15 protein-coding genes and 1 pseudogene are annotated in these 26,859 nt (G+C 67.1%); 4 read left to right on the top strand and 12 right to left on the bottom strand.

The genetic code is table 11. The annotated features are described in order from the left end of the window. Positions 1 to 213: 213 nt before the first annotated feature. The 4 genes from KVT44_RS46860 to KVT44_RS46875 all read right to left on the bottom strand — a co-directional run bounded on the left by KVT44_RS46860 (position 214) and on the right by KVT44_RS46875 (position 9,983). Complete coding sequence (locus KVT44_RS46860; protein WP_217574374.1) at positions 214 to 4,800, bottom strand: fibronectin type III domain-containing protein; 4,587 nt, start codon at positions 4,798 to 4,800, stop codon at positions 214 to 216. Positions 4,801 to 5,138: 338 nt separating this feature from the next. Then, on the bottom strand, positions 5,139 to 7,463 hold the full coding sequence (locus KVT44_RS46865; protein ID WP_217574375.1) for a glycoside hydrolase N-terminal domain-containing protein: 2,325 nt from the start codon (positions 7,461 to 7,463) through the stop codon (positions 5,139 to 5,141). Positions 7,464 to 7,605: 142 nt separating this feature from the next. Then, positions 7,606 to 9,201 carry a beta-xylosidase gene (locus KVT44_RS46870; protein WP_217574377.1) on the bottom strand — a complete coding sequence of 532 codons (1,596 nt, stop codon included), beginning with the start codon at positions 9,199 to 9,201 and terminating at the stop codon, positions 7,606 to 7,608. Then, on the bottom strand, positions 9,198 to 9,983 hold the full coding sequence (locus tag KVT44_RS46875) for an alpha/beta fold hydrolase (RefSeq protein WP_217574378.1): 786 nt from the start codon (positions 9,981 to 9,983) through the stop codon (positions 9,198 to 9,200). The genes KVT44_RS46870 and KVT44_RS46875 overlap by 4 nt, the downstream gene beginning before the upstream one ends. A gap of 948 nt (positions 9,984 to 10,931) precedes the next feature. On the opposite strand from KVT44_RS46875, the gene KVT44_RS46880 reads away from it, so the two are divergent. After that, on the top strand, positions 10,932 to 13,478 hold the full coding sequence (locus tag KVT44_RS46880; RefSeq protein ID WP_254650839.1) for a family 78 glycoside hydrolase catalytic domain: 2,547 nt from the start codon (positions 10,932 to 10,934) through the stop codon (positions 13,476 to 13,478). Between the two features lie 127 nt (positions 13,479 to 13,605). On the opposite strand, the pseudogene KVT44_RS46885 reads toward KVT44_RS46880, so the two are convergent. From KVT44_RS46885 to KVT44_RS46920, 8 genes and pseudogenes are all read right to left on the bottom strand, one after another. Then, positions 13,606 to 14,019, bottom strand: a pseudogene (locus KVT44_RS46885) (ATP-binding protein); the annotation flags it as partial. A gap of 2 nt (positions 14,020 to 14,021) precedes the next feature. After that, on the bottom strand, positions 14,022 to 14,366 hold the full coding sequence (locus KVT44_RS61235) for a transposase (protein WP_217574381.1): 345 nt from the start codon (positions 14,364 to 14,366) through the stop codon (positions 14,022 to 14,024). Next, positions 14,363 to 15,418, bottom strand: a complete 1,056-nt coding sequence (locus tag KVT44_RS46895; protein ID WP_217574382.1) for a transposase — start codon at positions 15,416 to 15,418, stop codon at positions 14,363 to 14,365. The genes KVT44_RS61235 and KVT44_RS46895 overlap by 4 nt, the downstream gene beginning before the upstream one ends. A 259-nt stretch (positions 15,419 to 15,677) precedes the next feature. Next, positions 15,678 to 16,709 (bottom strand): LacI family DNA-binding transcriptional regulator, encoded by a 1,032-nt coding sequence (locus KVT44_RS46900; RefSeq protein ID WP_217574383.1) that lies wholly within the window; start codon positions 16,707 to 16,709, stop codon positions 15,678 to 15,680. Between the two features lie 75 nt (positions 16,710 to 16,784). Further along, entirely contained in the window at positions 16,785 to 17,639 is an 855-nt protein-coding gene (locus KVT44_RS46905) for a carbohydrate ABC transporter permease (RefSeq protein ID WP_217574430.1), read from the bottom strand. Between the two features lie 92 nt (positions 17,640 to 17,731). Next, the gene (locus KVT44_RS46910; protein ID WP_217574432.1) at positions 17,732 to 18,607 is read right to left on the bottom strand and encodes a carbohydrate ABC transporter permease; all 876 of its coding nucleotides are present in this window, start codon (positions 18,605 to 18,607) and stop codon (positions 17,732 to 17,734) included. Positions 18,608 to 18,776: 169 nt separating this feature from the next. After that, positions 18,777 to 20,099: an ABC transporter substrate-binding protein gene (locus KVT44_RS46915; RefSeq protein WP_217574384.1), complete on the bottom strand. Its 1,323-nt coding sequence runs from the start codon at positions 20,097 to 20,099 to the stop codon at positions 18,777 to 18,779. A gap of 249 nt (positions 20,100 to 20,348) precedes the next feature. After that, positions 20,349 to 21,932 carry a glycoside hydrolase family 43 protein gene (locus KVT44_RS46920; RefSeq protein ID WP_217574434.1) on the bottom strand — a complete coding sequence of 528 codons (1,584 nt, stop codon included), beginning with the start codon at positions 21,930 to 21,932 and terminating at the stop codon, positions 20,349 to 20,351. A gap of 420 nt (positions 21,933 to 22,352) precedes the next feature. Between KVT44_RS46920 and KVT44_RS46925 the strand changes: the two genes are divergently transcribed. From KVT44_RS46925 to KVT44_RS59085, 3 genes are all read left to right on the top strand, one after another. Continuing rightward, a complete protein-coding gene (locus tag KVT44_RS46925) occupies positions 22,353 to 23,360 on the top strand; it encodes a hydroxyacid dehydrogenase (RefSeq protein WP_217574386.1) in 1,008 nt (335 codons plus the stop codon). 110 nt (positions 23,361 to 23,470) lie between these two features. Further along, positions 23,471 to 24,583 carry a LacI family DNA-binding transcriptional regulator gene (locus tag KVT44_RS46930; RefSeq protein ID WP_217574388.1) on the top strand — a complete coding sequence of 371 codons (1,113 nt, stop codon included), beginning with the start codon at positions 23,471 to 23,473 and terminating at the stop codon, positions 24,581 to 24,583. 179 nt (positions 24,584 to 24,762) lie between these two features. Next, positions 24,763 to 26,844 (top strand): glycoside hydrolase family 36 protein, encoded by a 2,082-nt coding sequence (locus KVT44_RS59085; protein ID WP_254650840.1) that lies wholly within the window; start codon positions 24,763 to 24,765, stop codon positions 26,842 to 26,844. Positions 26,845 to 26,859 lie beyond the last annotated feature (15 nt).

A 26,859-nucleotide genomic window follows, 5' to 3' on the forward strand; every position in this document is an offset into this window, starting at 1 on the left:
GGGGATGCGAGGGGGCGCCGGGCATCACCGTCGTCCAGGATCGTCGCGTGTTTACAGCAGGGGGAACGCGACCCGCTCTATGGGGAGGCGCAGGGCCTCGAAAACCCCGACTCGGCTGGAGCTGGCACTGGCTGTCGTACGACGACGGAGCGCCAGCGCGCCGCAGTCCCGGACCAAGGACGGTCCGGGACTGCGGCGCGGGAGGAGCACCAGTCAGCCGACGGGCTCCACCCGCAGGTCATCGACCCGGAACTGGCCGTACGATCCGCGCAGTCCGAAGTCGATCGCGACGTTGTCCACCGAGCCGGCCTCCGTTCGGTAGACGCGCTCGAACAGCTTCCAGGTCCCCGAGGGAGTGTTGCCCTTGGGCAGCCAGTTGCGTTGTTCCGTGCCCACCTGGTTGCCAGCGTTACGCGAGGAGATGAAGTAGTACGCGCCCAGACCGGGACCGGGACCGTAGTCCTTCAGCTGGTACCAGAAGGACACCTTGTACAAGGTGCCCGGCTTCGTCGAGATCGGCGACGTGCCCTTGCCTCGGCTGTTGAAGGACAGGTTGTAGAAGCCGTTCTGGCTGGTGTCGGTGCTGGCGAAGTACAGCGACCGGTTTCCGGTGCGCCCGGTCTGCGGGTCGATCGCGACCTCGTACGGTCCGGAACCCGCCTTCTGCCACACGTCGGGATCGGACGTCTCGAAGCTGTCCCGGTAGACCTTGCGCAACAGCTCGTACGCCTCGTACACGCGCTTGATCAGAGCGGACTCATCCGCACCGGGCTCGCCGCTGTCCTTGCGCACGGAGTCGACTTCGGCGGTGAAAGCGGCGTAGCTGGCGGCGGTGTAGTCCTCCTCGACCAGCGCCTCGGTCTGCTGGAGCACGGTGGCCAGGGAATCCGCCGTGATCACGGCGGGTTCCGCAGAGACGGAAGTGGTGCCTTCCACTGTTCGCGCGACAACCTTGTAGTACATGCGTCCGCCGTACAGGTTGTCCTTGAGGGTGAGCGCGTACCGATCGGACAGCACCTTCTGCCAGCCGTCTTCCCTGCGGGGGTCAGTGACGGACCGTGCGACGTCCGGAGTGCGGTAGACGTCGAAGGCAATGGCCGCCTTCGGTTTGGTCCACGTCAGTGTGCCTGTCTGGCCGCCGAACGTCCCACTGGCGATCACGGCGTCGTCGGAGAACGGCCGAATGGTGACCTCGCCGAACGTTGCCGCCGAGTCGGCTGCGACGCCGACATGCACGACGTCGATCATGGGCACAGATGCCTTGCCCGCTCGCTGCCAGTGCTTGCCGTCGGTCGAGATCATCGCTAGGACGTCCGTCGACTTCGGCAGCCTGACGAGCTTGACGTAGGGATGGGTCTTCGCGGTGTATCCCTCCAGTTGCTGGGTGTAAGGACTGCGGGTGATGCCGCCGCCGGCGTTGCTACCGGGGACTCCGGTGCCGATGTCGGCCCGGGTGTCGAGGGAGCGGTGGCGCAGCTCCAGTTCGCCCTTGGCGTTGGCTCCCAGGTATACGTAGCGTGCTTTGGCGTCGGTGGAGTCCCGCAGTATCACCCCACGCAGGGTGCCGTCCCCGGTGGGAGCGAGTTTCGCGGAGACCTCAACTCCTCCCTTGGCCACTTGGCTGATCTGTGTGTAGGAGTCGGTGTGGTCGCGGTCCACCATGACGGAGTCGTCGCCTCCGCCGAAGCCGTCTCCGCGAGCGTCCCGGACGGTGATGGTGTCGCCTCGCACGGACGAGGTGCCCGCCTTGGCACCGCCGATCGCGTCGTCGCGCCACTCGGTCTTGCGCAGCGCCGCCGTCGCCGCCGGGGTGGCATGGGCCTTCGCCGGGTTGGACGCCTGACCGGTGCCCTGGGCGTTGACGGGCAGGACGCGGTAGAAGTAGTCGTCCTCGCCCTTCGTCGGGCTGACCCGGTCGACGTACGAGGTGCTCTTCGCGCCCTTCGCCACGGTCCGGTAGGGCCCTTTGGCCGTATCGGCGCGGGTGACGGTGTACGAGGAGGCCCCTGCTGCCGGAGACCAGCTCAGGCCTACGTGCCGCGCACCGGCAGTGGTAACGGCCACGTTGACCGCGGAGGGAACGTCGGCTCGGACGGTCTCGCTGTCCAGCTTGAGGACGACGGCCCGGAACGGCGGGACGCTCACGCGGCCGCCGGAGACAGGAAGGTTCTTGCCCGACACCAGGTCGGTCACCGAGCGGCCGGAGAATCCGGCCGGCAGCTTCACCTGGTGGGTGCGCTCGTTGCCGTACGCCTTGCGGGTGGTGTTCACCGCCATCAGGTACTTCCCGTACCGGCTGGTGAGCAGGTCGGGGTAGCCCGAGTAGGGGGTGTCGTAGAGGAAGTTGTCGCGGGCGACGGTTCCGACACCCGGTTGGTACGTGACGGGAAGGAGCTCGCCTCCCATTGCCAGCGGGCGGTCGGGCGTGGTGTACCGGTCGAAGACCATGGGGTCTTCGGCGGACGCGGCCCGGGGGAAGTAGTCCTGCGAGGCGAACACGCCCTGTGTCTGTACCTGGACCAGCTGTTCGTAGGTGCCGTACTGGGCGTGGATCCGTCCGTTGCCCAGGTATCCCTTGTTGCGTTCGAAGAGGTTGGCGAGCAGGTGGGTGTCGCCGTCACGTACCGAAACCAGCAGGTTGTCGATGTCGGCCCAGGCGAATCGGGTGTCCTGCTTGGTGCGGTCGACGCCGAGACGCTTGAGCTCCTCGTCGGTGTAGCGGTCGAGGTCGGTGTGCGGCAGCACTGTGCCGGCCGGTGTCTTGCCGAACCGCTTGTATGAGCCTCGTTCGTGGGTGACGTAGGCGTAGTTGTCCGGCAGGCGCAGGTCGTAGCGGTGGTTGGCCAACACCGTGTCGAAGTAGGGGAAGTACTGGTTGTCGACGAGCTGCTGCTGGATGTATCCGACGGCTTGGCGCGCGTAGTTCCAGTACGGTTGCCACGCCTTGCCGTCGTACCGCTTCTCGTGGTCGGCCATGTACTGCTCCAGCGAGGCGTAGGTGAGGCCTCGTCCGGTGCCGTTGTCGACGGCGTAGGACATCTTGCCGGGATAGCCGTTGTTGCGGTCGTCCACCACCTGTTCCATGAACATGGCGCGGTTGCCGTCGGTGTCGCTTCCCTGGTAGCGCGTTTCCCCGCGGGCGTGCACGTTGCGCAGGGCGAGTTTGAGGATTTCGTCGTTCAGTGCCTCGTCACCGCGGTGGTCGAGCGTGCGGAAGAACCAGGAGGTAAGGTAATTGGCGGACTCGCCGTAGCCGCCGACGTAGCCGTTCTCACGGGTCAGGCCTGCGGCGGTGATGCCGGTGTAGTGCTCTCCGTAGGGCTTGCGGCGCACGACGTTGCCGCGGTTGTCGAGCTGGCTCTTGGCCAGGCCCTTCATCACGATCTGCAGGTAGTCGTCGGTGTAGACGGCGTTCCCGTCGTGCTGGAAGAGCGAGTGGTACAGGTTCAGTTTTTTGCCGTCGGGCCCGAGCAGTACCTCCTCGCCCAGAAACGGCCTGGAGCCGAGGGACTCACCGGCGATGGCGTGGCTGCGGTCCTTGCCTTCAAAAAAGCCCGACCCGATGACGCGAAGGCCTTCGTGGGCCTTCCATGCGCCTTCGTAGGTGTACATGACCTGGTTGTAGATGTAGGAGAGGCGAGAGCGTGCGAAGTCGAAATTGGCCTTGAGTACGCGTTCCCAGGCTTCCCCGCGAGTGAGTTCTCCGCCTTTCCAGTCGGCGTCGGCCAGGGAGTTCTCCCCTGCTTTGGTGCCCGTACTGAAGGGTTGGTCGAGGAATTCCTGGAACTTTTTCCGGCCGTAGACGTCATTGTCGTCGATCAGGTTTTCGACGACGTAGAGGGCTTCACCAAGGGCGCCGTAGTAGCCGCCCCAGTCTGACTGGTGACCACCGTTGCCCAGGCTCTTCACGTTCCCGTAATAGTTCTTGGTCTGGTTGTCGATGGTCTGGAATATGCACTCTAGGGCTGCGCGCTTCTCCTCCGCTGTCTTTGCGGGCGACCAGTCGGTCAGCAGGGTTTCGGCATAGAAGCGCAGGTCGTCCTTGTAACGCTCGATGGACATGACCGACTTCGCGTCCGCATCCGCCTTCGCGGACAGCGAGTTGAAGAGATCGACCTGCGTCTTGCGGAAGCTGTCGATCTTTTCCTGCTCCTTCTCCTTGGAGAGTGCGGGAGCGGACTTCGTCGTGATGTCGTACCCGGTGTTGTCCTCGAGCGGCAGCGTCAGCTTGGGGCTGGTGTGTGTGACGGCCTGGTAGTAGCGGCGGGACTTTTCTGTTGCCAGGGCGGTGAGGCTGCCGGGGAAGGTGCGAACGATGATCTCGACCTTCTTGTGGCCTTGCGTGGAGGCCAGCGGCAGCATGGCGGTGGAGTAGAAGAAGCGTCCTTCCAGCCCCTTGGCCGTGCCGTTGTTGACCGGCTCGTAGTCCCCGCCGTTGCGGTAGTTGGCCTGCTCACCGTTGACGTACAGCACCGTCCGGTAGGACGAGACGTCCTCGCCCCAGAACCTCAGGCTCAGATAGTTCTGACGCTGGGGATCGACGGCGACTGTGAACGTCAGGTCCCCGAGGTGCTCGCCGGCCGGTGATGAGGGCTGGGCGACGCGCGCCGCATCGCCCGCGGCGCCGTCAACGACCTCCGTCGCTGCGCCGCTGAAGGCGTGCGCCTTCTCCGAGGACTCGTCTCCGAAGGTGACCTCATCGAGGCGGCCTTCGGGACCGGCTGATGCCTGGCCGGCCGAGGTGGTTGCGCGTCCGGGCAGCGCGGCCGCCGCCGGGGCGAACGTGACGACGCAAGACAACGCACAGAGAACGCCTACAGCTCTTCTGAAAACGAGCCCGGGAGCGCTGCGCGGATTACCTCGCGCGTCGACTCGTGGTTTACGGATGGTTAGGGCCATCGCCCCTCCTTCAGCGTGGATCAGGGCAGGCCCCGATCCGTCAGCACGCTCTTTTCATAGGAAGTTAAGACGCTTCAGGCAACCAGGGGAACACCTTTGACCGGGGCTGAAAGTTTCACATCTCGGCGTCCGAAAATATTCGAAGCGGAAACCGAGCGAGTGGGTGAACTGTTTTATGGCAGGTTAAATTGCACGCGGGGCATCGGATATTTCCGCGCGCGATTTGTTTCTCGGTGTTCTTAGTGGTGGAACATGAATTTCTGTTTTTGGCCCGGGACAGGAGTAAAGCGAAGGTCGTGGTGATCGAGCGGCAGGCCGTCGAGCTCGGCTCGGGTGGCCGCCCACGGCAGGCGGATGGCCAGGTCGGAGTTCGGGCGGGACCAGGCGCTGTCGTGGACGCCGCAGACGTCCACTTCCAGTGTGTTCGGCGTCCAGGACAGGCTCTCGACGATGACGCCACCGCGGGCGCGCAGCCCTGTGATCCGGCCGGTGGGCCATACGGCGGGCAGAGCCGGCAGCAGGACGAGTGTGGATTCGTCGCCGCCGACCAGCAGGGCGGCGACCAAGGCGGGGAGTCCCCCAGCGGCATCGGTGTTGAACAGGGTGCCCGCGTCGTGCGTCGGCATCATGTTGTTGCGGAAGTGGTCCCGGGCGAGCCATTCGACGCATTGCAGTGCGGCCTCGGCGTCGCCGACAGCGGCTGCCGCCAGACCGAGCTGTACCAGTCCGAAGGCCATTTCCATGCGGCCGGGCGGGGCAGTGGGGTCTTTCGCTCTCCATTCCAGGCGGGCGCGGACGCTTTCGCGCGCCGCGTCCTTCAGGTCTATGGAGAAGGTCTCGCACTGCCCGTACCAGAAGGCGTACAGGTGGGAGGCGTGCCGGTGGGCGACGTTGTCGGGGAAGCGCGGATCGATCCACTCCGCGAGTTGGCCGTCCGGTGCGATGCGCAGCGGTGGCAGCAGCTTGGCCCATGCTAGCCAGTGCGAGCCGGAGTTCCGGTCGCCGGCCAGTTGTGCGATGCGAGCGGCCAGGTCGGCGGCATCGGCGATCATCATGATCTCCGAAGTGGCATCGACGGTGATCGCAGAGATCTGTCCGGCGGGCGTGTTCTCCGGGGAGTAGGACGGCGTGGCGTGCAGATGGCCGTCCGTTCCGGCCTGCAGGACGTGTTCGTAGAACGCCATCACGTCCTGGGCCAGTGGCCAGGCACGCTGGAACAGGAAGTCGCGGTCGCCGCTGGCGGCGGCGTAGTCCCAGGCGAAGCGGAGGATCCAGGCGGCGCCGCCGATCCAGAACTGGTGCGGATAGCTGGAGCTGAAGTGGTTGGCGTAGCCGTGTGTCGTCATGTGCGCGGGGATCAGCACGCCCGGGGCGCCGAACAGGCAGTGGGCGTTGGTTTCCAGGTGGGGCCGCACGGCGTCGATGAGGTCGAAGAGGCCGTGCAGGAGTTCCGGGGTGCCGGTGGACCACATGGCGGCGCAGCTGCCGTTTTGGACATTCCCGTTGAGTGTGAAGTCGGAGCCCCAGTCGGGGGCAAGGCATCCGGCCCACACTCCTTGGAGGGTGGGCGGCAGCGCGCCCGTGGAGGAGATGACGGTGCTGCGCCCGGCCGCGTAGGCGAGTTCGGTGAGAGCGGGGCCGCTGTCGGGGTCGCAGCGGATCTCCTCGACGGTTCGTGCGTCGTGCGATCTCAGGTCGAGGCTGGAGCGTGCGAAGAGCTCTGCGTGGTCGCTGGCCGGCCGGGCCGGAAGAACAGGGGCGTTGGGGCCGAGCTCGGTCTCCACGGCGACGTCGAGGGTCACGCGGGTCGCGGCCTCGATACGGACGGTGGTGCCGGTGGATGCCGCGGTGCCGTCGTGTGCGTGGACGGTGACGGCGAGGACTGCGCGCGGCAGTCCGTTCGCGGAGAAGGTGGACTCGGTGACGAAGGTCAGCCTGCAGCCTTCGACGGCGGCCGTGGAGTTCACCAGGGAGCTTCGGTCGACGGCGGCGGGTCCCGAGGTGGCGTCCGTCGAGAGTTCGGGCGGGCCGAGCCGAATCGATCCGGTGAAGGAGGGCGAGGACGTGAGGGTGACCGTGAGGCGGTCGTCCTGCCGGTGGGCCTGCACGGCGACCTCGTGGTGACCCTGCTCGTCGTCCCACTGCGCCGCGGCGCGAGCAGCGGACCAGTCGACGGTCCGCCGGTAGTTGCGCGTGCGTGTGCTGGAGTCGGGCACGAGGTGCAGCCAGCCCACGGGCAGGAGGGGGTCGGCGTTCAGCATGCGTCCGTCGTGGCCCACCTGGGCCCAGGCCTCCCGCATCCTCGCTTCGGTCGCCGCTGTGCCTGCTTCGTCCAACGGCGCGGGCTCCACCAGCAGCGCGCGCAGGCCGGGCAGCGCGGCCGCGACATCGGGCGGCGGGATGACGGGCCCGGCCGGTGCGAAGAAGCGTTCATGCGCAAGCGTCACGACGTGATGCTCGTCCTGGATGAAGAGTGCGGCTCCGGTGGTGCCGGTGCCCACCATGAGTCCCTCGTCCCATCGGGTGGCTCGGCTGGTGCTGGTGAATCCTGTGCGGCTCGTCATTGCTGGATCCCTGCTTCTTGTTCCGTGGTCGTGCCCCGGCCCGGCTCGTGCAGGTGAGTTCTGCTCACCGGCCCGACGGCGTGCCCCTCAGGGGCGATCCGGTCATCCGCCGAACGCAACCCGAGAAGCACACGTCACTGTGTCACTGGGTATCGCGGTCCTGGCGGATGAGGACGACGCTCCACGACGGGATCTCCTCGTCGAACAGGAACCGGCCCTCGTCGTCGGCGAGTTGCACACGTTGCCCCACCGCGTGGCCCGCCTTGCGCAGCAGCACGGTCTGTTCCCGGGTGGGCGGTTCCGGAGCCCCCATCGCGTGCCAGGCCGCGATCGCGTTGCCCTGTTCCGCGTCCAGGGTCTCGATCGTGACCGAGGACCGGGGGGACAGCCCGGTGAGTTCAATACGCAGACGGCGTGGCGAGCCTGTGGCGAGAACGTCCTGCGCCACGGAGCGTCCGTCGAAGGATCCCGGTGGAGCCTGGGTGACCTCGGCCGGATAGTGGTAGGCGAGCGCGGACAGACTGCCGCTTGCTCGGTGCCGGGTCACCGCGGCGCCCTCGGTCTGGATGAGCAGCTCGTCTCCGAGCTGATTCAGCATCCGGTACGCGTGGAAGGAGGGTTTGGGTACGCCCTGGTAGGTGATCATTCCGAAACCGCCGTGAAAGACGGTGTCTCCGGCTCCGCCTTCCTCGAACACGTCGGTAAAGGCCCAGTAGCAAAGGGATTCGGTGAGCCCGATGGACTCCAGGTTGGCCTTCACCACGAAGGTCGCGGCCTGCAGATGGTCGTGGGTGTGGTCGCGGGGTGAGGGGCTGGAATTCCACTCGGTGAGGTGGATCTCCGCATCCGGGTAGGGGCTCGCGTCGACCAGAGCGCGCAGGGTGCGCAGATCGCGGGTGGTGGCATCGCTGGCACGGGTGTGCTGCTGAGTGTTGCCGTGTCCGTCGAGCGCCCAGTCGGTCGGGTAGGGATGGCAGGACACGAAGTCCACGGGCAGGCTCCGGCTGTGGCAGAACTCGAGGAAGTCGGCCACCCATACGGGCTGCCAGTCCAGACTGTCCAGGTCTTTGGCTTCGGCCACCACGGCGTGCTGCGAGGTGTCCTCGTGTTCGCCGGCGAACCGCCCGTCAGGTACGAAGTTGCTCGTGGCCGGCCCTCCGACCCGCAGTTGCGCATCGATTGCCTTCAGAGCCGTGACGCTGACGGCGTAAAGGTCGAAGTACTCGCTGCGCGCGCCCCGGAAGAAAGGATTGAGGTTGGGTTCGTTCCACACCTCGAAGTACCAGGAGCGCACTTCGTCCAGGCCGTAGCGGTGGACCCAGTGCTCGGCGATGGCCGTGATCAGTTCGGCCCACTGGCCCAGGTCCGTGGGCGGGGAACCGTGGGCCCCCCACCAGAAGGTCGTGGCTTTCTCGCGCGCCAGGTCCCCCGGCGAGAATCCGAGTTCGACGAAAGGCCGTACCCCCGCCTGCAGCATCCGGTCGAAGACGTCGTCAACATACTGGAAGTTGAGGATCGGCTGCCCGTCGGCGCCCTTGCGGTAGACGAACATGTCGTCGTGAAAGAGTCCGTGGAAGCGAACGTACCGGAACCCGGCCGCGTCGCGGACCAGCCGCAGGTGTTCCTGCCAGCCTGCGCGAAGGCCTTCAGCGGCTCGGCCGGCGCCGACACAGGCCGACCAGAAGTGGGTCAGTTCGGTGCCGGTTGCATGAGCGTCGGCGTGCAGGGAGATGGTCATGCGCTGGCTGCCCAATCCTCGATGAGTCGGACCGCGCGGTCCGGTTGTTCTTCGTGCAGGTAGTGACCGGTGTCCGGCCAGTGCTCCACGCGGGACTTCGGCGCATGGAGGGTCGTGCGTTCCCAATCGGCGAAGCGCTGTGCGGTCCACACCGTGAGCGCGGGGCAGCTGCGCAGCCGGAGGTACTCCTGCGCCCGGGGCCGCAAGCCCACGGCCCCGTCGTCGAGGTACATCCCTGCGTAGGCTTGAGCGATGACGTGGCCGGGGGTGCCGAGCATGGTGCGCACGTGCGCGGTTCGCAGCCCTGGCGGCGCTTGAGGGCCGAAGGCCCGCTCGACGAAGGCTGCCGCTGCCGGTGCTCCCTGGCTGCGGTAGGCAGCCAGGCTGGTGTGGATGTCGTCCAGGTCTGTCTCGGGTGCGCCGTGCGCGGGATCGAGTGTGATCACTGATCGCACACTCAGAGGGTGGAGGACGGCCAGCAGGTTGACCACCTGTCCCCCCATGGAGTGGCCGACGGCGACGGCAGGGCCGGCGTGCAGTTCGCGCAGCAGGGCGGCGAGGTCGTGTGCCATCTCCAGCGGCGTGTTGCCAGTTGCGGGAACAGCCGTACGGCCGTGTCCTCTCAGGTCGGGAACGATGACCCGGAACCGTTGTGCGAGTGCTTCAGCATGTAGCGACCACTGTCTTCCATCGCCGCCCCAACCGTGCACCAGCAGAAGGACTGGCGCATCGGCGGGCCCGAGGTCGGTGTGAAAAATGCTGTTTGTGGGGAGTGCCGTCATGGTGAGGCGTCCCGGTGGGAGGCGCTGGTGGCGTCCGGGCGGCCATAGCCTCTTGGACAGCGACGGGAAGTCCGGCTGCCGTGCGGCGGAAGGAAGACACCGGAACAGGTGGCGGGGACGGGCTCGGGCAAGGGGGTTACCTTCCATCCAGGAGATCGAGGGGTCCGTTAGCAGTGATGTGCCTGGGATCGGAGATGCGTAGGCGGCGGCGACCCTGGGGAGAGGGCCACCGCCGCTGGAATCGCCGGCGGTCGGGTGCTGGCGTGGTGCTCCTCGGCCGCCTTCGCCCGTGACCGAGGCACCGAAAGGTCCCTCGCCAACGGATCGCGTGTCGTCCCGGCATCGCTGTCACCTGACGGCCTATGTCTCGCACCTTGTAGTAATCGATTGCGGTGGAACTTACGTCTCCATCAGCCACCACGGCAAGACCTCGTTCGCTTTTCGTGGCATCAACCCGTAAACGAACGGCACCAGCACACAAAGTGAGCCCTTGTTGGAGGGATATACACCTATTGGTGCACACCCGTTCGACCCCACCAGATCTTGGCCACTCGTTGACCGTGCCAAGCAGCTCCCGCTACGTTGACGGTATTCGATTACTACGTCTCCTACGATGGTCTGTCACATGATCACAGATTCGAGGCACAGGAGAGTCATGCCTGCCCGATCCGCGGCCCCGTCCGCCCTCCATTCCCAGTACCTTTCTCTCCTCCCGGTGGCGTTCCCTCCGCGTCTGCGGTGCCTGCAGGCACCCACCGGCACCGAAGGAAGCTTCAGCGGAGTACGGGTTTCTCTTTCCGCACTCGGCGTGACCGGGTTGCCGAGCCGGTGAAACACCGTCGGCCTCGCTCGCACGAGGCAGGACCAACGAATCTGCGCGTCGAGCATCTCGGCCAGCCTCTGGGCATCCACGAGCGGGTCCCGCGCCTGTCCTGGCAGCTTCCAGGATTGGCCGAGCGCCAGGTCGCGTACCGCATCCGGACCACTGGCGGCGACGTTCACCATGATTCGGGACGCGTCGTCTGCGATCAGCATCTCTTCGTTCCCTGGACAGGAGGTGCCGGCCGCTCGGGGCAGCGGGTCATCTGGCAGGTCAAGGTGTGGACGGCACAGGGCGAGAGCGACTGGTCGCAGCCCTCGTCCTTCGAATGGAGCCTGTTGGAGGCGACCGCTTGGGCCGCGCGCTGGATCGAGCCTGTCGAAGACACGGTCCCTGCCCCCGGCCGACGTCCGGCCTATGTTTTGCGGCGCGCGTTCACGGTGGAAGAGCCGGTGGCACGCGCACGCCTGTATGCGACGGCCCACGGCATCTACGAGGCGCACCTGGACGGCCTGCGGGTCGGCGACTTTGAGCTCACCCCGGGCTTCACCTCCTATCACCACCGACTCCAGGTGCAGACCTACGACGTCACCGACCGGCTGGGACCGGGTCTTCACGTCTGGGACGTCACCCTGAGCGATGGCTGGTACCGCGGACTGACGGGCGCTCTTCAAGAAGCCGACTCCTACGGCAGCCGGGTCGCTTTCCTGGCCCAGCTCGTCATCAGTCACCCCGGCGGAAACCAAACGGTGATCGCCACTGGCCCCGACTGGCGAAGTGCCACCGGCCCGGTGGTCACCGCCGACCTGCTGGACGGGCAGAGCACCGACATGCGCCGTACTCCGACCGGCTGGGCTGCGGTCCGTCTGGGAACCGACGCGCTCTATGACGACCTCGACCGTCTCACCTCCTCCCCCGCTCCCCCGGTGCGACGCATCGAGGAACTGCGGCCGGTCGCCGTCACCCGGCTCTCACCGGACCGGCAGGTCATCGACCTCGGGCGAAACATCAACGGCTGGGTGCAGCTGCGAACCCCTGCTCCGGCGGGCAGCACTGTTACCCTCGTGCACGGCGAAGCCCTGGGACCCGACGGCGACGTCACGCTTGAGCACCTCACCGCGCACCACTACGTCACCGGCGCGCCGTTTCCCCTGCGCCAGGAAGACCGCGTCGTCTCGGACGGAACGGCACCTTTCGAGCCGCGGCACACCACCCACGGGTTTCAGTACGTGCGCGTCGAGGGCCACCCCCACACCCTCACACCGGACGATGTGAGCGCCGAGGTGGTCCACACCGACCTGCGGCGCACGGGCTGGTTCGAGTGCGACAACGAGGATCTCAACCAGCTGCACCTGGCCGCCGACTGGAGCCTGCGCGGCAACGTCTGCGACATTCCCACCGACTGCCCCACACGCGAACGGGCAGGATGGACCGGGGATTGGCAGCTCTATCTGCCCACCGCGGCGTTCCTCTACGACGTAGCCGGCTTCAGTCTGAAGTGGCTGCGCGACCTGGCCGCGGACCAATGGCCCGACGGCAACGTGCCGTGCATCGTGCCGCGCGGACCGTCCGGCGTGATGGATGCCCTGGATGGCTCGGCAGGCTGGGGGGACGCGGCGGTCATCGTGCCGTGGGAACTGTGGCGTGCCTACGGTGACCTCGGCATCCTGCGTGAGCAATACCCGTCGATGAAGAAATGGGTCGAGTACGCCGCCCGGTCCGCCCGCGAACGCCAGCACCCCCAACGGGCGGTCCATCACCCCTACCTCTGGGACACCGGCCACCACTTCGGTGAATGGCTGGAGCCTGGAGGCACCGAGGCCATCGATCCCACGCTCGATCACGGGGACGTGGCGACCGCCTACCTCCACCGCTCGGCGGATCTGCTGGCCTCTACCGCACAGTTGGTGAACAGCGGTGAGGCCGCACGGTACGAGGAAATCGCCCAAGGTGCGCTGCACGCCTGGCGATCCCACTATGTCGCCGGGGACGGGAGCCTGACGCCCCACACGCAGGCCACCTATGTGCGTGCCCTGGCCTGGGGCCTGCTGCCGGAGGAGCTGCGGTCGGCGGCCGCCGGCCACCTGGCTTCGCTGATCCGGGCGGCCGGAACTCATCTTGGCACCGGTTTTCTTTCCACACCCGACCTGTTGCCGGTCCTGGCCGACCACGGTCACCTCGACCTCGCCTACGAGCTGCTGCTGCAGCGCACTCCGCCGTCCTGGCTGGGCATGCTCGACCGGGGGGCGACAACGGTCTGGGAATCGTGGGAGGGCATCGGCGACGACGGGCGGGCGCGAGGCTCCTTGAACCACTACAGCAAGGGTGCTGTCATTTCGTTCCTGCACACGCGGACCGCCGGCATCCGGCCGCTGGAACCCGGCTACCGCCGGTTCCTCGTCGCCCCGAGACCGGGCGGTGGCCTGCGACGGGCGGAAGGCGTGCACCAGAGCCCGTACGGGCTCATCCGCTCCGCCTGGCAGATCACGTCCTGCGGGGCCTTCCGCCTGCAGGTGACCGTTCCGGCCGGAACCAGCGCCGAGGTCCAATTGCCCGACGGCTTCCTTACTCGCCTGTCTCCCGGAACACACGAGTTCACCGACCCCCTGCGACCTGCCCTTCCTAGCCCTGGAGCCGCGGGCAGTCTGCACGACACGGGCACGGACCAGAGGTGAGGACGACGGCATCTGTCCCGACGGTGTCAACGGCCATTGAGATGCCCAGGTGAGTGGCCGCGGGGTGTCCAGGCTGGTGGCCATCAGATACCCAGGCGTGTGGCCAGTGATGTTCCTGGGGTGGAGGTCAGTTCAAGGGGACAACTCCTTTCCCGGCAAGGGCCTCGGCGAGGCGGTGCGAGTCGCCGGTGGTGGTCACGAGGTGAGCGTGGTGCATGAGACGGTCAGTGCTTGCGCCCGCGAGAGTCTTCGGCATGATCGTGTCGAAGCCCGAGGGGTGGATATTGCTGGTCACCGCGATGGACCGGCGTTCGTAGGCCGCGTCGATGATCCGGTAGAACGCCTCGGCGGCGTCCTCCCCGACCGGCAGCAGGCCAATGTCATCAATGACGATCAAATCGGCCCGGAAGATCCGGGCGACGGTCCGTGCGGTGGACCCGTCGACCTTCGACTTGCCGATCGCGGCGCTGAGTGTCTCCAGGGTGAACCAGGACACTCGCAGGTCCTTCTCGATCGCGGCCTGGGCCGGGGCCTGGGGAAACGTCACGGTCGCATATTCCTTCGCTGGTCGAGGTAGCCGCCGATAGGCTCGGCGGGTGATAAATCTGGCGGTGCGTGGTGATCTCGGAGACGTCGTGGCTCGCGCCGAGGCTGGCGTCCGTAGCGGGTCGAGCGGGCGCACTTGTCGCGGACGGCGCACGGGGCGCAGGTCTCAGTGGCGAACCGGATGCGGATCGCCGGCCGATCGTTGTGGCCGAGTCCTTCGGTCCAGTACCTGCTGGTGAATCCACTTGGACAAGTGGCATGTCGGGACCCCCAGTTGATGGCGAAGGACGTCTTGCCGAAGCCTTCGGACGCGATGGTCTGCCGCGTGCTGTTCCGTCTCACCGGCCCGTGATACGGACACCGCGTTCGACCGGTGCGGTCAGCAGTAGCTCAGCGGAGGTGTAACCGGCGTCCAGGAGGTGCTCGGACGGCAGCAGGCCCTTGCCGGCGAGACAGTCGTGGAGATCATCGACGACCATCGCGTCATTGACCGTGGCCTCGCTCGTCACGATGTGAGTGATCAGGTGCGGGCGCTGTGATTCCTGGGGGTCGTCGCCGCTCTCACTGAGGTGGATCTTGTAACCGACCCAGGCGGATCCGCGCTTCTTCGCGTAGCGGGCGTCAGGGTCGTAGGGCGAGGCGATCATCGCTCTGCTTGGCGGGAGATCGTCTTTCCCCCGCCAGGTCACCTCCTGTTCGCCGTCGGTGATGGCGCGGGTGAAGTGCTGCACCCACACCTGCCGCAGGAGACTGACGGCGGACACTTCCTGCAGCCATGCCGGCGCCGTCGGCGCAAAGGCCGCTTCGAGCAGCCGGTATCCGTCGGTGGCGATCTGCTGGGCCAGCGTCCGCCGCTCCTGCTCGTCGGATGGCGGCCGGTAGGCGTCGACCCGCGCTCCGTAACGTTCTTGCCAGACCGGGTCCATCGATGATCGCATCCACTCCGGTGCGGCTGCGGAGAGTGCTTCCAGCGTCGCTCGCAGCGTCTCCCCGATGAACTCCCAGGCGGTTGAGGCTGCGGACAGCGGCCAGGACGTGCGTGGAGTCCGTGCGCTGCCGCCCACCGGGGGCGACCAGGCCCATTCCGGCCAGCCGCTCCAGTAGCAGGTCCAGTACCTCTCCTCCAGACCGTGCGTGAGCAGTCGGTCTCGGAACCCGGTCAGTACGGTGTGGTCGAAGCCGGGATCGGTCAGCTCCAGGCCCAGCAGGTACTTCACGTCGATCCTGGCCCGCACCGCGTGCACGGCCTGGCGGTCGGTCAGATTCTCGGCGAACTGCAAAATGCTGACCAGAGCCAGCCGGCCAGGTGAGATCACAGGGCGCCCGCGAACCCCGAAGGCCGCCTTGAACTCCTCGTCCCAGAACAACGGGCCGAGGCTGTCCCGGATCCTCATCGCCAAGCAGCCTGGTATTGGGAGACAGACTTCACCGAGGTTGAGGCGCCGTACTGGCTCAAACTCGTCCGCCGCGCCGACTACGTGTACAGCCCAGCGACCGACACCCGCTACTACTACACGCTCCGGGCGGCGGGCTACGCGGAACGCAGCGCACCATCCGCCGTAGTGTCGGCTACCGGCTGACTCCTCACACAAAGGGCCCTCGGCCTGTATGGCTTGAGGGCTCTTTGCTGTTCAGCGCTGATCTGTGTGCGGTTCAGCGCCTTGGTAAGGAGGTGCTGTGGCGTACGACAAGGCGCGGCGGAATTTCGGTCACGCCGGTGGTCACCGACTTTCCGTGCATCATGGCAACCAGCGTGCGCATGCCCCAGGCCGACATCTGGGCGACGGACGGTTCGACACTCGTCAGCGCTGGGGTCGCTCGGTGGTTTTCGGTGAGGTCCTCGAAGCCCACCACGTTCAGGTCCTGCGGCACGCGCAATCCCCTGCGCGCCGCCGCCCGGCAGGTGGCGTCGGCCAGGTCGGCGGAACAGGCGAGTACGGCGGTCGGGGGGTGTTCCAGCCTGAGCAGATCGTGCGCCACGCGGTAGGCGTGCTCGGGATCGCAGCCGGCGTAGCGCAGGTACTGCTGGTGTACGTGCAGGCCTGCCGCGGCATGGGCCGACCGGTAGCCAGCCAGGCGTTCGGTGTCCCCTCGAAGCGTGTGATGGCTGGTGCGCGCGATGACGGCGATGTCCTGGTGTCCCAGACCCAGCAGATGTTCGGTGGCTGCGCGGCCGCCGTCCCGGTGAGCGGTGCGTACAGTCGGCGTGTCCGCGGGGGATTCGAAGGCCGGTTCGATCAGCACATGGGGGATGGCGTGGTGTACCAACGCTCGCTGGTGCGCGGCCGGGAGGTCGGTGGCGGTGAAGAGCACGCCGACTGTGCCGCGCACGCTCAGTGCGTCGAGCCAGCCGCTAGCGGGGCGACCGCCGCAGCTGCCTTGGACGCTGGCAGAGATGACGAGGCTCAGGTGGTCCTGTGTGGCGGTTTCCTCAGCGCCGCGCAGGATTTCCGTGATCCATCCGTTGGACAGGCCCGGCACGACGACGTCGATGAGGGAGGAGGCGCCGGGGCCGGGGCGGTGTCGTTGCACGTATCCGGTGCGGCGCATGACCTCCTCAACCCGCTGACGGGTGGCAGGGGAGACGTTCTCGCGGCCGTTGGCCACCCGTGAGGCGGTGGGTACGGAGACGCCTGCGAGCCGGGCGATCTGCGCCAGTGTGGGGCTGGACGCGGTGTCGGGCATGGGGTGGGTCTCCCCTTTCAGCGCGCGGGCCTTCACATCAAAGGGTGCGCGGAGCCGCTGCGAGTGATGTGGTGCTTATTTCAGGGCGCCGAGGGTGACTCCGCTCTTCCAGTAGCGCTGCATGGCGATCATGAAGATGGCCAGCGGGATGACGGAGAGTAGAGCACCGGTCAGAACCAAGGCGCTGAGGTCGACTTCGGTACTGGCGCGTTTGGCGTTCCAGGCGAACAGGCCGACGCTCAGCGTCCATTTGTCCTCACCCTGGAGCATGGTCAGGGGCAGGAAGAAGCCGTTCCAGCTGTGCACGAAGGCCAGGAGGAAGACGGTGGCGGCTCCGGTGGTCATCAGGCGCATCACGATGGTGAAGAAGATCCGGACTTCGCTGGCGCCGTCGACGCGGGCCGCTTCGATCAGTTCCTCAGGGACAGCGCCGTCGACGTAGATCTTGGCCAAGTAGACGGAGAAGGGGCTGATCACGGTGGGGATGAGGACGGCCCAGGCGGTGTCGACCAGCCCGATCTTGGTGAACAGCAGGTACATCGGCAGCGTGAGCAGAGCACCGGGGAGCAGGAAGGATCCGACGACCAGGGCCATGCCGAAGCGGCGGCCGGGGAAGTCGAAGCGGGACAGGGCGTATCCGGCGGCGACCGAGACGAGCATGCAGGCGAATCCGCCGACGCCTGCGTAGAGCAGGGTGTTGAGCAGCCAGCGGACGAAGATGCCGTCGTTGTAGGTGAGGACGGTTTTGACGTTGTCGAACAGGTGGAAGTCGGAGAACCACAGGCCGTTGGAGTACAGCAGTCCTTGCTGGTCCTTGGTGGCCGAGACGATCAACCACCACACGGGGGCGACGGAGTAGAGGGCGAAGAGGGCGAGCCCGGCCAGCACCAGGAGTTGGGAGGAGCGTGAACGCCGGTGGCCGACGGGCAGCCCGTTGTCCTCGTCCCGTCGTCGGCGGGGTTTGCTGCCGCCCCGGCTCTGGTCGAGTGCGGCCGCTACCGGAGCTTGTTTGTCGAGCAGCGTCACGCCGGCCTCCTGTTGGTGAGCTTGTAGAAGAGGAACGAGGCAATGCCCGCGACACCGGCGAGGAGGACGGACAGGGCGGCGGCGTAGTGATAGTCGGTACTGTCGAATGCCTGGTTGTAAATCATGAGGATGGGCGTGTAGTCCTTCGTGACGGTCTCCGGTGCCACCTGACGAAACAGCACGGGCTCGTTGAAGATCTGCAGGGTGCCGATGATGGAGAGCATCCCGGTGAGCACGAGAGCCCCGCGAACGAAGGGGATCTTGATGGACCGTGCTATGCGCAGTTCGGAGGCGCCGTCCACGCGCGCTGCGTCGAAGATCTCCCGGGGTACGGCTTGGAGCGCTCCGAAGACGATGAGCATGTTGAAGCCGATCTGGGACCAGGTCAGCAGGTTGCCGATCGAGATCCAGAGCATGCCGGAGGAGAAGAAGTTGATCTCCATGCCGAGTGAGGCAGCAGCGTCGCGCAGGGGGCCCAGGCGAGGGCTGTAGAGGTAGAGCCACAGCAGTGCGGCCACCACTCCGGGAATCATGTACGGCACGAGGAACGCAAGGCGGAAGCGGTGGGCGGTGCGGCGCGCGACGCTGTCCAGGAGCAGGGCCATGACGACCGAGCAGAGGAGCATGACGGGGACCTGGACGCAGGCGAACAGCAGGACGCGCAGGACTGCGACCCAGAACGCTTCATCCCCCAGGCCGCGGGTGAAGTTGTCGAGGCCGGCGAATTCCGTGGTCTGGCCGCCGATGCCGAGCCCGGAGTTGCGGGTGGTGAACAGGCTCTCCCACAGTGCGTAGCCCAGCGGCAGCACGAAGGTGAGGACGAACCCGGCGAAGAACGGTGCCGCGAAGCCAAAGCCCTTGAGCGCACGCATGGTGTGCCAGGTGGGCCCGCGGTGCTGCGCGGGTGACGTACGGCTCTCGGGCCGTGGGCCGGAGTGGGTGGGAGGAGCGGAGGAGCTCGGCATGAGGCACTTCCTGGGGGTTCAGCGGTGAGACGGCGGGCGGAGACGTGAGGTCACCGCCCGCCCGGGCGGGGTGTGGTCACTTGGTGACGCTGATCCCGCGCTGCTTGAGGTCGTTGACGGTCCACTCCTGCATGTGGTCGAGGATGGAGGTGACGGTGATGTCACCGTTCATGGCCTTGCCCCACTGGTCGGCCAGCTCCTCGTACATGGCGGTGGAGTTGGGGCCGTAGACCCAGCCGTCGGCGAAGTCGGTGTTCTCCATGATGGTGGGCACGGTCTCATCCGCGTGCTTGCCCATGAGCTTCTTGGGGACGAGCGTGTCGAGGTAGGGCTTGGGGTCCTTGACGGCGGGGAACCACCCGTTGCCGTCGATGGTGTTCGCCATGGCCTTGATGGGGTCGGCGCTCGTGGTGAGCCAGGTGGCCGCCTCGACGGCTTCCTTGGAGTGCTTGCACAGGGAGGGCACCAGATAGCCGGAGGTGTCGGCCGCCGAGGTGGGCGTGCTCTGACCCGGCACGGTGAGGTTGCCAGCCGGTGCCCACTGGCCCAGCGACTTGCTCATGTTCTGCTCGAAGCTGGCCAACTGCCAGGTGGAGACCTGCCGCAGAGCGATCTTGCCCTTCTCGTACTCCTGCATCATCGCCGCGTAGTCCGCGTAGCTGATCTTGGAGACGAGCTTCTTGTCCAGGAGCTGTTGCATGATGTCCGCCGCGTTACGGGAGGCCCCGTCGGTGAAGTTCACCTTCCAGGCGTTGCCCTTGACCTCGTACCAGCGTGCCCCTCCCTGCCAGGCCATGTTCATGAACGTGGAGGGGTCCTCGCCAGCAAGGTTGAACACGCTGACGCCGTGCTTCTTCAGCTTCTCCCCGACGGTGACCAGGGCCTGCCAGGAGGTGGGGGTCTTGAGGTCGTACTTGTCGAAGGTGGGCTGGTGGATGACGGTGAACATGGGCTGCCGCATGGCGGGGATGGCGTAGATCTTCCCGCCGATGCTGAGGTTGACGAACGCGCCGTCGGCGTACTTGTCCTCGACGGGCTTCACGTCCTGGGTCAGGTCGCGGATGATCCCCTGGGCCAGCAGCATGCTGCCGTTGCGGTTGTCGTTGAGGACCAGGCAGGGCGCCTTGGAGGCGTCGCCGGCCTTGTGGGCGTTGGTGAGCTTGTTGATGAGTTCGGAGCCAGGCACGTTGACGTACTTCACGCGTACGTCCCTGTGGGCGGCGTTGAACGCGGCGGCAGCCCGCTTGACGCCCTCCTTGTCGGTCCAAATCTCCAGCGTGACGGGGCCGGAGGAGCTGCCGCTGGCGTTGTCGTCACTGTCACCGCCACAGGCGGCGGTGGTGAAGGCGCAGGCCAGGACGGTTAGCGCCAGTACGGGGCGGGTGATTCTGGAGTGCATGGGCAGAGCTCCTTGAGCAGGAAGGGCAGGGCGGTTGCAAGTAAAGAGACTCGGTGGTGCAAGCAGAGCGCCAGGCCGCAAGTGCGGATGGGCGGCCATGACGGCACGCTCACCGGTGTTTGCGGCCGGGTGCCGCTGGCATCTGCGGCGTGCTGCGTTCTTCGGTGGGCGCAGCACAGCGCGGTCGGTGGTCCTGAGCGCGGGGTAAGGGCGGGACAGCCTGCCGGATATGCCTGCCGGTATGGGTGATCACGGGCGGCCCGTCCGATACGTGGCGTGCGCGAAGTCGGCGTGGATCCCGCTGGAATCCAGGTCCTGGACCCACAGTCCGAGCATGGCCCCGGTGAAGCCGAGGGTACGCATGCGTCCGTCCACGAACTCGTCGGCGGCCTCGTCCGAGATGGTGGTGGCATCAAGTACGACGGGAAAGTCCTGGTAGCGGCCTTGATCGAGGTAGGAGAAGAGCAGCTTTGGTCGGTTGAAACGTGCGCGCAGCGTCACTGCCTGGCCGGCGTTGAGCGTGTACCGGGGCGGGTGCAGCACGGTGCGGCCGGCTTCGCAGCTGAGCAGTTGCAGGAGTGTGGCGCCGTCGTCGTCCGCGGTGAGGTGCAGATAGTGCCAGTTGCGCGTGTTGTAGTAGGCGGTGAGGCCGGCAAGGTGGCCCGGCGTGCGTGGCGCGAAGGTCATATGCGTCTGCAGTGAGCAGTGGGTATCGGTGACTCTGCGGGCGACGAGGCTGGGGGCGCGGCGGGTGCCGGGTGACTGGCCGCCGCTGATCCGCAGTCGCCCCGGTGCGAGGGTGATCCAGTCCCGGGTGGCGGGCCGGCGCAGCGTGGACCAGTGGGCGCCGAGTTCCGGATCCTCGAAGCGGTCGGTGGCAGGGGTCGGCGCGATTGGCGCCGGGGGCAGGGCGGGGGCAGGGACGTCGAGGGCGGGGACACCTGCGGCGATGCGCGGCCAGCCGCCGTCCTCCCACTGCACCGGTTGCAGAGCGGTTTCCCTGCCCAGAACGCACCGGCCTCGTCGGCTGTAGGGGCGGGCGGCGATGTGGGCGGCATACCAGTGGCCGTCCGGGGTCTCGACCAGGGAGCAGTGCCCGGCTTTTTGCAGTTTCAGCGACGGGTCGTGACGAGAGGTCAGGAGCGGGCCGGCCGGGTCGGTCTCATAGGGGCCCTCGATGGAGCGTGAGCGGGCGACGGTGCTCTGGTGGTCGTAGCCGGTGCCGCCCTCGGCGGTGACGAGGTAGTACCAGCCGTCCTTGCGGCAGAGGTGAGGGCCTTCGGTGACCCCGAGCTCGGTACCGGTGAAGATCAGCCGGGGATCGCCGACCGGGCGGCGCAGGGTGCGGCTGAAGGGCTGCAGCTGGATGCCGGCGAACGCGGTACGGCCCGGACGCCAGTCAAAGGACATGTTGAGCATCCAGCTGGTGCCGTCGTCGTCGTGGAAGAGCGAGGTGTCGAAGCCGCGGGAGTGCAACAGCACCGGGTCCGACCAGGGGCCCTCGATGGCCGGGGCGGTGGTGAGGTAGTTGGGTACGTCCTTGAAGCCCTCGCCGTAGGTGTCGACCACGGTGAACACCAGATGGAACAGTCCGTCGACATGGGACAGTCCTGGCGCCCAGATACCGCCGGAGTCCGGCACGCCCTGCAGATCAAGCAGGTGCTTGGTATCCAAGACGCCGCCCAGGCACCGCCAGTTCACCAGGTCGCGTGAGTGATGGATGCGTACACCGGGATACCACTCGAAGGTCGAGGTGGCCACGTAGTAGTCGTCCCGCACCCGGATCACGGACGGATCGGGTTCGAACCCGGCCAGGACGGGGTTTCGCAGCATCGCCAAACCGGGGGCGGCTCCGGCGGGGAGTCGGCCGTCGCCGGTGGAAGTCACTGTGGTCACGAGTTAGACCTGCTCCCTGTCGTGGGCGAGAAGGGCCCGGCAATGGTGCAACGACCGGAGGTATGGCGGGCCACGCGTCTCCTCGGTGCGTAGAGGCGCATCACGTCGTAGTAATCGATTGCCGTGAAACGTACGTCGCCACGCACGTCCAATCAAGAGTTGCGGCACGTTTTTGTTTCAGCGAATTTTCCTGCAGATGACCAGACAGGCCATCTGCCTGCCACTTTGGCACTCGTAACGGCGCGATCACCATATTTGAAACTGCACCAGGGTCGTTGACCGAGCCGGAGATCAGGTGCTTAGGTGCAGTACTCGATTACTACGCTGCCCTCACCCGGTCCAAGGTTCAGGAGTCCCATGTCCGACCGTCCGGCGGCCTTGTTCGCCATGCACCCCCAGCACCTCGCCGAGCTCTTCCCCCCTGCCACGATGGCCCGCCTGCAGCGCCGGGTGGAGATCGACACCGGACTGGTCGTCCAGGACTTCACCGACCCTGCCCTGGCGCGCGTCCTCGCCGAGACGCAGATCCTCATCACCGGCTGGGGGTGTCCCCGCCTGGATGAGCAGGTGCTGGATGCAGCGCCCAGGCTGCGGGCGGTCCTCCATGCCGCAGGCAGTGTCCGCTCGCTGGTCACCGATGCCTGCTGGGATCGCGGGCTCACCGTCTCCAGCGCCGCCCAGGCCAACGCCTTGCCGGTCGCCGAATACACGCTGGCCATGATTCTCCTGGCCGGAAAGAGTGTCTTCTCCCTGAGTAGGAGCTACCGCAACGAAGCCGTCTACCCGCTGCCCCGCGCCTTGCAGGGCCTGGGCAACAACGGGCGCACCGTCGGCATCATCGGGGCCTCCCGCATCGGCAAGCGAGTGCTGGAACTGCTGCGCCCCTTCGACCTGCGTGCGCTGCTGTTCGACCCTTACGCCGACCAGGCGCAGGCCGCAGCTCTCGGCGCCCGGCTCGTGCCACTGGACGATCTGCTGAGCAACAGCGACATCGTCAGCGTCCATGCACCCGACATCCCCGCTACCCGCGGCATGCTCAGCCGTGAGCGGCTGGCTCTCATCAAGGACGGGGGCGTGGTGATCAATACCTCGCGAGGAGCACTGATCGACCCGCACGCCCTGCTGCGGGAGCTGACATCGGGCCGCCTGGCGGCTGTGCTGGACGTGACCGATCCGGGGCCGCTGCCCGCCGACTCAGCCCTGCACGACCTACCCAACGTCTTTCTGACACCGCACATCGCGGGGTCCGTGGGCAACGAACTTGGCCGACTGGGCGCCACAGTCGTCGATGAGATCGACCAGCTCGTAGCCGGACAGCCACCCCTGCACCAGGTGCTGCCCACCGACCTGGTACGGGTGGCGTGAACACGCTCCCACCGCGACCACTCGCCACCGCAGTTCCGCCTGGCACGGCGCGAGCACGGATACTTGCCCCCGTGGACCCCACGAGGCGTCAGCGAGGAGAAGATACGGCGATGAGCAGGACAGGCGCAGCCAGTGCGGACGAACCCGGAAAGCGGGCCACCGTCAAGGAGGTCGCAGCCAGGGCAGGAGTGTCCACCGCCACCGTCTCACGCGTCATGGGCGGCACCTACCCCGTCGCCGAAGCCACCCGCCGCCGGGTCCAGCAGGCCGCGCAGGACCTCGACTACGTTCTGAACGCCAGCGCCCGTGGGCTGCGCAGCACCACCAGCAACACCGTGGCCTTCGTCGTGGCGGACGTAAAGGGTCCCTTCTTCTCCCTCATCGCCGACGGTGTCGAACAGCAGGCCACCGCCGAGGGCCGGCTGTGCCTGGTATGCACCACGCACAACGATCCCGACCGCGAGCTGGCCGTGATCAATCTGCTGCGCGAACAGCGGGCCGAAGCGATCATCCTGGTCGGCGGGGCAGTGGAGACACCGGAGTACACCGAACGCATGGTCAAACTCGCACACTCCCTGGACACCGAAGGCTCCCGGCTCGTGCTGTGCGGCCGCCCCTCGCTGGGCCCCGACGTCCCCGAGACCGTCGTGGAATACGACAACGAAGGCGGAGCCTTCGCCATGACCAGCTATCTGCTGTCCATGGGCCACGAACGCATCGCACTCGTCGGCGTGGGCGAACACAGCACAGCCGCCCAACGCGTACGCGGATACCGCCGCGCTCTGCAGGAGCGAGGCCTTCCACTCGCCCCGGAGCTCGTCATCCAAGGCGACCACCGTAGAGAAGACGGATACCAGGCCACACGTGAACTGCTGCGCCGCAAGGAAAAGTTCACCGCCGTCTTCGCCGTCACCGACATCATCGCGGCCGGAGCGATGAAAGCCCTGAGGGAAGCAGGCGTGCGCGTACCTGAGGATGTCTCCCTGGTCGGGTACGACGACATCCCTCTCAGCCAGGACCTGACACCCGAACTCACCACCGTGCACGTACCGCACGAGGAACTGGGACGCGCATCCGTGCGGCTGGCCCTCAACCGCAAGCACAACCCTGCCCAGCACGTGAAGTTGGGCACCCACGTCGTCGTGCGGCAGTCCGCCGGCGCAGCCGCCTCCCGGCAACACGACGGCGCCCATAGCGCCGCACAAGAGCACATCCCGCAGTAACACGCCCCTTCGGGCAGCGACAGGCCCCTGGACCATACGCACCCGCGGTGTCGGACGAAACCGCTGTCTGCCCCGCGCATCTCACCCGCCACTCGGCCAGCCGCCGGAGGTTGCCTACTGCGATCGCACGGACGCCGTCGCCGCTAAACCGGCTCTGCTTTAAGACAGGACCCGTAGCGATGCTCGCCACCTGGGGCGCCGAAGGCCTCACCCTGCACTTCGTCCAGACCGACGGCAAGGTGCTGCTCGCGGGGCTCAACGGCGCCCATGCCGAGCGCGCCGCGCTGCCCCTGGTCGAGGTGATCGTGCGCGGAGACGGTCGCACGGGCACCTCCGGGAAGCGGCAGGTCGACGGCGGCGTCTCACGCCGTCTGCAGTACACAGGCCACCAGGACGATGCCGATCACCTGACCGTCCACCTCCACGATCCCGTCACCGATGTGCGTGTCGCCGCCCACTACCGCCGCACGCCCGGCCTTCCCGTGCTCACCAGCTGGGCCGAGGTGAGCGCCGGGAACTGCGAGGTCGTCGTCGAGCATGTCTCCTCGTTCGCTGCCGCCGGCCTCGCCGGCGCTCTGGGCGCGGCCGACCGCTGGGAACAGGACCTGACGTGCTGGTGGGCCGACAATGCCTGGAGCGGCGAGTACCGCTGGAAGGGCGGCTCGCTTGCCGAGGCGGGCCTGATCGACACGGGCATGACCCGTTACGGGCAGACCGGCTCGAAGAACCGCATCACCTGGACCAGCACCGGCTCCTGGCCCTCCTCCGAAAAGCTGCCCATGGGCTGGCTGCAAGGGCCCGATGCCGTCTTGGCCTGGCAGGTCGAGCACAACGGTTCCTGGCACGCGGAGGTCGCCGACCGCCACGACGAGGTGTACCTGCTGCTGTCAGGACCCGGGCAGCGCGAGCACCAGTGGTTCGTACAACTCGCACCACAGGAGAATTTCACCAGCGTCGCGGCCACCGTCGCGCTCGCACCCGACCGCGACGCGGCGCTGGCCGCACTCACCGGACACCGCCGGGCCCACCGTCGGCCCCACCCCGACACCCGCACCCTGCCGGTGGTGTTCAACGACTTCATGAACTGCCTGATGGGCGACCCCAGCACCGACCGGCTGCTGCCCCTGATCGACTCAGCCGCAGCGGCCGGGGCGGAGTACTTCTGTATCGACGCTGGCTGGTACGACGACGAACGGACCGGCGAGGGTGCCGGTGGCGTACCAGGCTGGTGGGACACCGTCGGCCACTGGGAGGCGGCCCCCTCCCGCTTCCCCGGCGGCCTAGGCGAAGTGATCGACGCGATCCGCACAGCAGGCATGATCCCCGGCCTGTGGCTGGAACCGGAAGTGATCGGTGTGCGCAATCCGTTGGCCGCGCAGCTGCCCGATGAGGCGTTCTTCCGTCGCGAGGGAATGCGCCTGTCGGAATGGGGCCGCCACCAACTGGACCTGACCCACCCGGCAGCCGTCGCCCACCTCGACCGCACTGTGGACCGCCTGGTGACGACGTACGGTCTGGGCTACCTCAAGCTCGACTACAACATCGACATCGGAGCCGGTACCGACTGCGCCCCGCATGGTGCCGGTCATGGACTGCTCGAACACAACCGGGCTTACCTGCGCTGGCTGGAGTCGGTGATGGACCGCCACCCGGGTCTGGTCCTCGAGGGCTGCGCGGCCGGCGGGATGCGTGTCGACCCTGCAACCCTGGCACGCGTGCCCGTGCAGTCCCTCACCGACCAGCAGGACGAACAGCTCATCGCCGCCATCGCCGCGGCCGCACCCGCCTGCGTGCCACCCGAGCAGGGCGCCGTGTGGGCCTACCCGCACCGGGAGCAGACGGACGCGGAGATCGCCTTCACCATGATCTCTTCCATGCTGGGCCGTGTCCACCTCAGCGGACGCCTCGACCTCCTCGACGCACACCAACTGGGCCTGGTGGCGCAGGCCGTCGCGGTGTACCGCACCTACCGACACCGGCTGCCCGACGCCGTTCCCTCCTGGCCCCTCGGCCTGCCCGGCTGGCGGGACGACTGGCTCGCCCTCGCCCTGGACTTCGGCCCCGAGCGGCTTCTGGCGGTGTGGCGCCGCAATGCGGACACTGCCGCGAAGGAGATACCGGTCCCGGCAGGAGTCGATAAAGTGCACACCCTCTACCCCGCGTCCGGATCGTGCGAGGCGGTCTGCGGTCCGGCGGGGAACACCCTGCATATCACTCTGCCCGAGCCGTGCTCCGCCATACTGCTGCGCCTTACTCCATGACCTACTTGATCCGCC

Source organism: Streptomyces sp. GbtcB7, assembly GCF_019091445.1.
In the GTDB taxonomy this organism is placed as follows: domain Bacteria; phylum Actinomycetota; class Actinomycetes; order Streptomycetales; family Streptomycetaceae; genus Streptomyces; species Streptomyces mirabilis.